The organism is Microbacterium sp. SCN 71-21 (genome assembly GCF_001725695.1).
GTDB classification, from domain to species: Bacteria; Actinomycetota; Actinomycetes; order Actinomycetales; family Microbacteriaceae; genus Microbacterium; species Microbacterium ginsengisoli.
The window spans coordinates 1-6,832 of the sequence record NZ_MEGA01000105.1; the positions used below are offsets into that span (position 1 = coordinate 1).

Here is a 6,832-nt window from a genome sequence, read left to right on the forward strand (position 1 = left end):
GCGCGGCAGGAAGATGTTCCACGCCAGCCACAGCACGACCACGACCGACATCCCGATGAGAAAGCCCGACGTGCCCATCGCGCGGGCGAAGGACTTCGAGAACCGGCCGAACGTGTCGTTGGACGGACGCGACGAGCGCCCGAGCACGGAGTTGCGTCCGCGGGGCGCGTCGAACGCCCCGTCACCGCCGCGGCGCGCCATCACCGCGTCCTCGGGGTGGTCGTGGAGCCCGCGCTGTCGGCGGAGCGCCAGTCACGGGGGAGCAGGTAGTCGAGCACGTCGTCGATGCTCACCGCGCCGAGCAGCCTCCGGGCCGGGTCGACCACGGGCAGCGACACGAGGTTGTAGGTCGCCAGCAGGCGCGCGACCTCGCCCGCGGTCGCGGTGACCGGCAGCGGGTCGACGGTGTCGTCGATGATCGCACCCAGCCGCTCATGCGGCGGGTAGCGCAGCATCCGCTGGAAATGCACCGTGCCGAGAAGGCGCCCGGTCGGGGTCTCGTAGGGGGGAAGCGTGATGTAGACCGCGGCGGCGAGCGCGGGGTGCAGCTCGTGACGGCGGATGAGGGCGAGCGCCTCGGCGATGGTCGAGTCGGCCGAGAGCACGATGGGCTCCGACGTCATCAGACCGCCGGCCGTGTCGGGCCCGTACTGCAGCAGCGTGCGCACGTCCTCCGCCTCGTCGGGCTCCATGAGGTCGAGCAGCTCCTCGCGCTGGTCCTCGGGGAGCTGGGCGAGCACATCGGCCGCGTCGTCGGGCTCCATGGCGTCGAGGATGTCGGCGGCGCGCTCGTCGCCGAGGGCTTCGAGGATGTGCACCTGCTCGTCCTCGGGCATCTCCTCCAGGGCGTCGGCGAGACGGTCGTCGGGAAGCTCCTCCGCCACCTCGAGCAGGCGATCCTCGGGGAGGTCGAGGAGCGTGTTGGCGAGGTCGGCGGGCTTGAGGTCGGAGAAACTCGCCACGAGGTGCTCGGCGGTGTGCTCGTGGCCGGGCGTGCTGCTCTCGCGCACGTCGCTCCAGTCGGCGAACGCCGTCGGACCCTTCGCGAACGGCGACGCGCTGGTCTTCGGGCGGCGCAGGAACAGCTGGCCGATCTCCCACTCGCCGAGGCGCGTGCGCTCGATGGCGACATCCTCGACGACCGCGGTGCCGGACCCGTCGACGAAGTGCATGGTCTTCCCCAGCAGCTCGGCCATGACGCGCACCTCACCGGCGCGCGGCTGGAAGCGACGCACGTTGATGAGCCCGGTCGTGATGACCTGTCCGCTCGCGATCGAGGTCACCCGTCCGATCGAGACGAACACATGTCGGCGCCCGGGGATCTCGACCACCAGACCGATGACGGCGGGGGAGTCGTCGGCTCGGTACATGACGACCACGTCGCGCACCTTGCCCAGCCGGTCGCCGGCGGGATCGAAGACGCTGCAGCCGGCCAGCCGAGCCACGAAGACGCGCTGAGTGCTCACCCGACCAGCGTAGTCGCGCGCGAGGTGACGTCCTCGGCGGAACACAGGAACCCGCGTGGGATGATGGGGCCATGAGCATGATGTCGGGTCCGGCGCCGGAGGGCGAGGTCGTCGCCTCATTCCCCGCCTACGAAGGGGCGCAGAAGGCGGTCTCGGCGCTCATCGCCGCCGACATCCCCGCACGCGACATCATGATCGTCGGACACGACGTGCGGTCGGTCGAGCGGGTCACCGGGCGGCTCGGCTGGGCCGCAGCCGCCCGCAGCGGTGCAGTGAACGGTCTGCTGCTCGGCATGCTGTTCTCGTTCATCTTCGTCTTCGGCACCGCCAACGTCCCGATCCAGACGTTCGTCGGGGTCATGATCGTCGGCATCGCGTTCGGCATGCTGCTGAGCCTGCTCATGTTCGCGGTGGTGCGCCGCCGCCGCGACTTCGCATCGGTCATGCAGATGGTCGCCGAGCGCTACGACGTGACCGTCGCCCCCACGAGCATCCACCGCGCCCGCGAGGTCGTGGGCCACCGGGCGCCGCATCCGCACCCACCCGTTGCGGAGCGCTCGCCGATCGACGACGAACCTCCCCGGTACGGCGAGCGGATCACGCCGCCCGCATCCCGTCCCGACGACGAGACGCCCGCGTCCTAGCCGCGGCCGCGCCCGTCAGGATGCCGCGACCCGCGCCATCCACGCCTCGACGTCGTCGGCCGAACGCGGCACGTCGGCCGACAGGTTGACCGGCCCCGACTCGGTCATCAGCACGTCGTCCTCGATGCGCACCCCGATGCCGCGCAGCTCTTCGGGCACGGTCAGATCGTCGATCTGGAAGTAGAGGCCGGGCTCGATCGTGAACACCATGCCCGGCTCCAGAATGCCGTCGTAGTAGAGCTCCCGCCGGGCCTGCGCGCAGTCGTGCACGTCGATGCCGAGGTGATGGCTCGTGCCGTGCACCATGTAGCGGCGGTGCTGGCCGCCCGCGTCGGCGTGCAGCGCTTCCTCGGCGGTGACGGGCAGCAGTCCCCATTCGGCGACGCGCTCGGCGATGACCCGCATCGCGGCCTCGTGGATGCTGCGGAACGTGACGCCCGGACGCGCCGCCGCGAACGCCGCATCCGCGGCCTCCCGCACCGTCTCGTACACGCGGCGCTGCACCGGGGAGAAGGTTCCGGACACCGGCAGAGTGCGGGTCACGTCGGCGGTGTAGAGACTGTCGACCTCGACGCCCGCGTCGACGAGGATGAGGTCGCCCGGCACGACGGCCCCGTCGTTGCGAGTCCAGTGGAGGTAGCAGGCGTGCGGGCCGGATGCGGCGATCGTGTCGTATCCGACGCCGTTGCCGTCGAGCCGGGACCGCTGGTGGAACGCCCCCTCGACCACGCGCTCGCCGCGGTCCGCAGCGACGGCGCGGGGGAGCGCGCGGATGATGTCGTCGAAGCCGCGGGCGGTCGCCTCGACCGCCAGACGCAGCTGGCCGATCTCGTACTCGTCCTTGATCAGGCGGAGTTCGGAGACGACCCGCGTGAGGTCGTCGTCCTCATCGAGCACCAGGTCGTCGTCCGAGGCGACGAAGTCCTCGATCCCCGCCGTCGCGATCTCGAGGTCGGCGGCGACGGCGACGAGCGAGGGCCGCGGCCCCACCCAGAACTCGCCGATCTGGGCATTGCCGTAGAACTCGGGCGTCGTGCGATCCGCGCGCTCGCGGAAGTAGACCGTGGCCGTGTGCCCGCCGTCGACGGGGTCGAGCACGAGAACGGCGCCGGGCTCGGTGTCAGCACCCCACCCGGTCAGGTGGGAGAACGCAGAGTGCGCGCGGAACGGGTAGTCGGTGTCGTTGCTGCGCACCTGGAAGTCACCGGCGGGAAGCACCAGTCGGCGCCCGGGGAACGATGCCGAGACTGCGGCACGCCGCGCAGCCGCGTAGGGCGCCTGAGGTCGCGCCGGAGGCAGCGACTCGGGGCGCTCGGCCCAGCCGGAGCCGATGGAGGAGAGGAAACCCCGGGGGAAGGGCTGCTTGCGGTTGGTGGTCGCGGGAGCCGCGGCATCCGTCGTCGTCTGGTCGTCGCTCGAAGCCATGCCTCCAGTCTCGCACCGCAGCACGGCACTGTCAGCCGGAGGTGCGCTCGAGCTGCACGATCAGAGGCCGGTGGTCGCTGCCGGACCCGTCGAGCGCCGTCAGCACCACCGACCCGGTCGCCCGCCACGCCGACGTCGCCATGACGTGGTCGATCGGTGCGCCGAGCAGCGCCGGCACCGACGTCGGCCAGGTGCCGACGGCGCCGTTGCCGGTGACGGATGCCGCGTCGTGGCATCGTCCGAGGGTGCCGCCGTCGCTGCCGAGTCGAGCCATGTGCTCGACGGTCGCGTTGAAGTCGCCCGCCATGATGACGTTCGCGCTCGCGCACTGATCGGCCAGCCACTGCAGATCGTGGCGCCAGTCCGCCATCGCGCTCTGCCGCGGCGCGACAGCGTGGGCGGCGACGATGATCGGGCCGTCGCCCGACACGGGCATCGCCACCGCACTCGGCACGGTGGACGTGTTGCTCGTGCCGTTCTGCGACGACGCGATCACGGAGTACTCGCCGAGCGAGGGACTGATGAGAAGCGTCGTGGAGTCGGCGGCCCAGCCGTCCACGCCGTACTCGGTGTGGAACGCCCACATCGGATGGCCGAGCTCGCGCATCTGCACGGCGACCTTCTCACCCACCTCGATCGTCGTCTCGGGGAGCGTGACGATGTCGGCCGACATCGCGACGGCGGTGCGGGCGATGTCGTCGGGCGGGGTGGCCTCGCCGGCGGTGTTCCACGTCATGACGCGCACACTGTTCGCGTCCTTCTCGGGCAGGGTCGTCGAACCCATCCCGCGGGACGTGAGCGTCACCCCGCCGATCGCCGCGCCGGCGAGCAGCACGAGCGTCATCGCGAACGCGAAAGCCCGCACCCGACGCACGACTGCGAGCAGGAGGAACAGCACGGCGATGCCGGCCAGAGCGAGCACGACGGGCGCTCGGAACGAGATGATCTGCGCCACCGGGAACAGCCCGTCGATGCGGAAGAATCCCGGCCAGGTGAGGGCTGCGACCGCGATCGCGGTCACGAGAGTCACGAGGATCCCCGTCAGGCGCAGCATCCTTCCACCGTAGGTCGGCAGTCTGGGAGAAGCCGGGAGGGAGCCTCTGCGGTGTGTCAGCCGGTACGCTCGCAGACATGGCGGCGCACGGCGGATTCGAGGGTCCGAGCGACCTCCACCTCCACTCGGTGCACTCCGACGGCACCCAGTCGCCGCAGGACGTCGTGCGCGCCGCGCACCGGCACGGCCTGCGCACGATCGCCCTCACCGACCACGACACGACCTCCGGGTGGGTCGAGGCTGCGGAGGCGACCACCGCCCTCGGTATGACCTTCCTCCCGGGCATGGAGCTCTCCGCCCGGCACGAGTGGCGCAGCATCCATCTGCTCGCCTACCTCATCGATCCCGACGACGCCGATCTGCGGGCCGAGACCGAGCGCATCCGCCTCGACCGCCTCAGCCGGGCCGAGCGCATCGTCGCCGCCATCGGCCGCGACTACCCCCTGACGTGGGAGGACGTCGTCGCCCAGACCACCGACGGGGCGACCGTCGGGCGTCCCCACATCGCCGACGCGCTCGTCGCCCGCGGCGTCGTCGCCGACCGCTCGCAGGCGTTCGAGGGCATTCTGCACCCGCGCGAGGGGTACTACCTGCCCCACGACGCGCCCGATCCGTTCACCGCTGTCGACCTCGTGGTGGGCGCGGGTGGGGTGCCGATCATCGCGCATCCCGTGCCCTCCGGTCGCGGGCGCATGATCCCGGTGCCCGCGATCGAGCAGCTGATCGCCCGCGGGCTCGCGGGATTCGAGATCGACCACCGCGAGAACACGGCCGCGGGCAAGGCCGTGCTGCGGGAGATCGCCGCCCGACACGACCTCATCGTGACGGGATCGAGCGACTACCACGGTGCGGGAAAGCCGAACGTGCCGGGCGAGAACACCACGAGCGACGAGATGGTCGCCCGCATCATCGAGCGCGGTACCGGCACGGTGCCCGTCTACGCCTGAGCGCCGCCGGACGCCGCGTCAGCGGTCGTCAGGCCTGAGCGGCCGTCTCTCCGCCCGCCGCAGACGCCCCGCCGCCACCGCGGCGACGACGACGACGCCGACGCGCGGGGGCGTCGCCGTCCGCTGCCGGCGCAGCCGCGGCATCCGTCGACGCAGCGTCGCCCGCCGCGGGACGGTCGGTGCGACGACGCGTGCGCGTGCGCTCCTCGCGCGGCGCCCAGCTCGTCGCCTCGCGGGGCTCACGCGGCTCGCGGCGCGGCGCCGTGACGATGCGTCCCTTCGTGCCGGCCGGGATCGACAGGTCGGAGTAGAGGTGCGGGCTCGACGAATAGGTCTCGACCGGGTCGGGCTGGCCGAACTCGAGGGCCCGGTTGATCAGGGCCCACTTGTGCAGGTCCTCCCAGTCGACGAAGGTGACCGCGATGCCGGTGCGACCGGCACGGCCGGTGCGTCCCGCGCGGTGCAGGTAGGTCTTCTCGTCGTCGGGGATCGTGTGGTTGATGACGTGGGTGACGTCATCGACGTCGATGCCGCGGGCCGCGACATCCGTGGCGATGAGCACGTCCTTCTTGCCCGCCTTGAACGCCGCCATCGAGCGCTCACGCGCCTCCTGGCTCATGTCGCCGTGCACCGCGCCGGCGTTGAAGCCACGGTCGCTGAGCTCGTCGACGAGTCGCTGCGCGGCGCGCTTCGTGCGGGTGAAGATGACGGTCTTGCCGCGACCCTCCGCCTGGAGGATGCGGGCGATCACCTCGTCCTTGTCGAGCGAGTGCGCGCGGTACACGAGGTGACGGATGTTCGCCTGCGTGAGACCCTCGTCGGGGTCGTTGGCTCGGATGTGGATCGGGTTCGACATGAACCGACGCGCCAGCGCGACGATCGGCCCGGGCATCGTCGCCGAGAAGAGCTGGGTGTGACGCACCGCGGGCACCTTCTGGAAGATCTTCTCGATGTCGGGCAGGAAGCCGAGGTCGAGCATCTTGTCGGCCTCGTCGAGCACGACCTCGGTCGCGTTCGACAGGTCGAGCAGGCGCTGGCCGGCGAGATCGATGAGGCGGCCGGGCGTGCCGACGACGATCTGCGCACCCGCCTGCAACTGCTCGATCTGCCCTTCGTATGCCTTGCCGCCGTAGATCGCCACGACGCTCGTGGCGCGGCCCTGGGTCAGCAGGTCCATGTCCTCATAGACCTGCACCGCGAGCTCACGGGTCGGCACGACGATGAGCGCCTTCACGCCGGGCTCGGGGTGGGCGCCGAGGCGCTGCACCACGGGGATGCCGAAGCCGAAGGTCTTGC

The 6,832-nt window shown here is 71.2% G+C and carries 6 protein-coding genes and 1 pseudogene; 2 read left to right on the top strand and 5 right to left on the bottom strand.

Annotation, left to right across the window (positions count from 1 at the left end):
• Together ABT08_RS12320 and ABT08_RS12325 are read right to left on the bottom strand one after the other, a co-directional pair.
• Positions 1 to 201 (bottom strand): annotated as a pseudogene (locus tag ABT08_RS12320) (DUF1003 domain-containing protein); the annotation flags it as partial.
• Complete coding sequence (locus tag ABT08_RS12325) at positions 201 to 1,466, bottom strand: magnesium transporter MgtE N-terminal domain-containing protein (RefSeq protein WP_056207247.1); 1,266 nt, start codon at positions 1,464 to 1,466, stop codon at positions 201 to 203. The pseudogene ABT08_RS12320 and the gene ABT08_RS12325, both read right to left, overlap by 1 nt.
• A 71-nt stretch (positions 1,467 to 1,537) precedes the next feature.
• Between ABT08_RS12325 and ABT08_RS12330 the strand changes: the two genes are divergently transcribed.
• On the top strand, positions 1,538 to 2,110 hold the full coding sequence (locus tag ABT08_RS12330; protein WP_045246971.1) for a YflT domain-containing protein: 573 nt from the start codon (positions 1,538 to 1,540) through the stop codon (positions 2,108 to 2,110).
• Between the two features lie 15 nt (positions 2,111 to 2,125).
• Here the strand turns inward: ABT08_RS12330 and ABT08_RS12335 are convergent, their stop codons facing one another.
• Positions 2,126 to 3,535 (bottom strand): aminopeptidase P family protein, encoded by a 1,410-nt coding sequence (locus ABT08_RS12335; RefSeq protein ID WP_045246972.1) that lies wholly within the window; start codon positions 3,533 to 3,535, stop codon positions 2,126 to 2,128.
• Positions 3,536 to 3,566: 31 nt separating this feature from the next.
• Positions 3,567 to 4,589 (bottom strand): endonuclease/exonuclease/phosphatase family protein, encoded by a 1,023-nt coding sequence (locus ABT08_RS12340; protein ID WP_288115143.1) that lies wholly within the window; start codon positions 4,587 to 4,589, stop codon positions 3,567 to 3,569.
• Positions 4,590 to 4,666: 77 nt separating this feature from the next.
• On the opposite strand from ABT08_RS12340, the gene ABT08_RS12345 reads away from it, so the two are divergent.
• Complete coding sequence (locus tag ABT08_RS12345; protein ID WP_045246974.1) at positions 4,667 to 5,536, top strand: PHP domain-containing protein; 870 nt, start codon at positions 4,667 to 4,669, stop codon at positions 5,534 to 5,536.
• A gap of 28 nt (positions 5,537 to 5,564) precedes the next feature.
• Here ABT08_RS12345 and ABT08_RS12350 read toward each other — a convergent pair.
• A partial coding sequence (locus ABT08_RS12350) for a DEAD/DEAH box helicase (RefSeq protein ID WP_288115144.1) occupies positions 5,565 to 6,832 on the bottom strand: 1,268 nt, incomplete at its 5' end.

Bases quoted from the DNA above. Each gene is read 5' to 3' on its own strand.
- ABT08_RS12335 (WP_045246972.1), bottom strand. From the start codon at position 3,535: ATGGCTTCGAGCGACGACCAGACGACGACGGATGCCGCGGCTCCCGCG.
- ABT08_RS12330 (WP_045246971.1), top strand. From the start codon at position 1,538: ATGAGCATGATGTCGGGTCCGGCGCCGGAGGGCGAGGTCGTCGCCTCA.
- ABT08_RS12345 (WP_045246974.1), top strand. From the start codon at position 4,667: ATGGCGGCGCACGGCGGATTCGAGGGTCCGAGCGACCTCCACCTCCAC.
- ABT08_RS12340 (WP_288115143.1), bottom strand. From the start codon at position 4,589: ATGCTGCGCCTGACGGGGATCCTCGTGACTCTCGTGACCGCGATCGCG.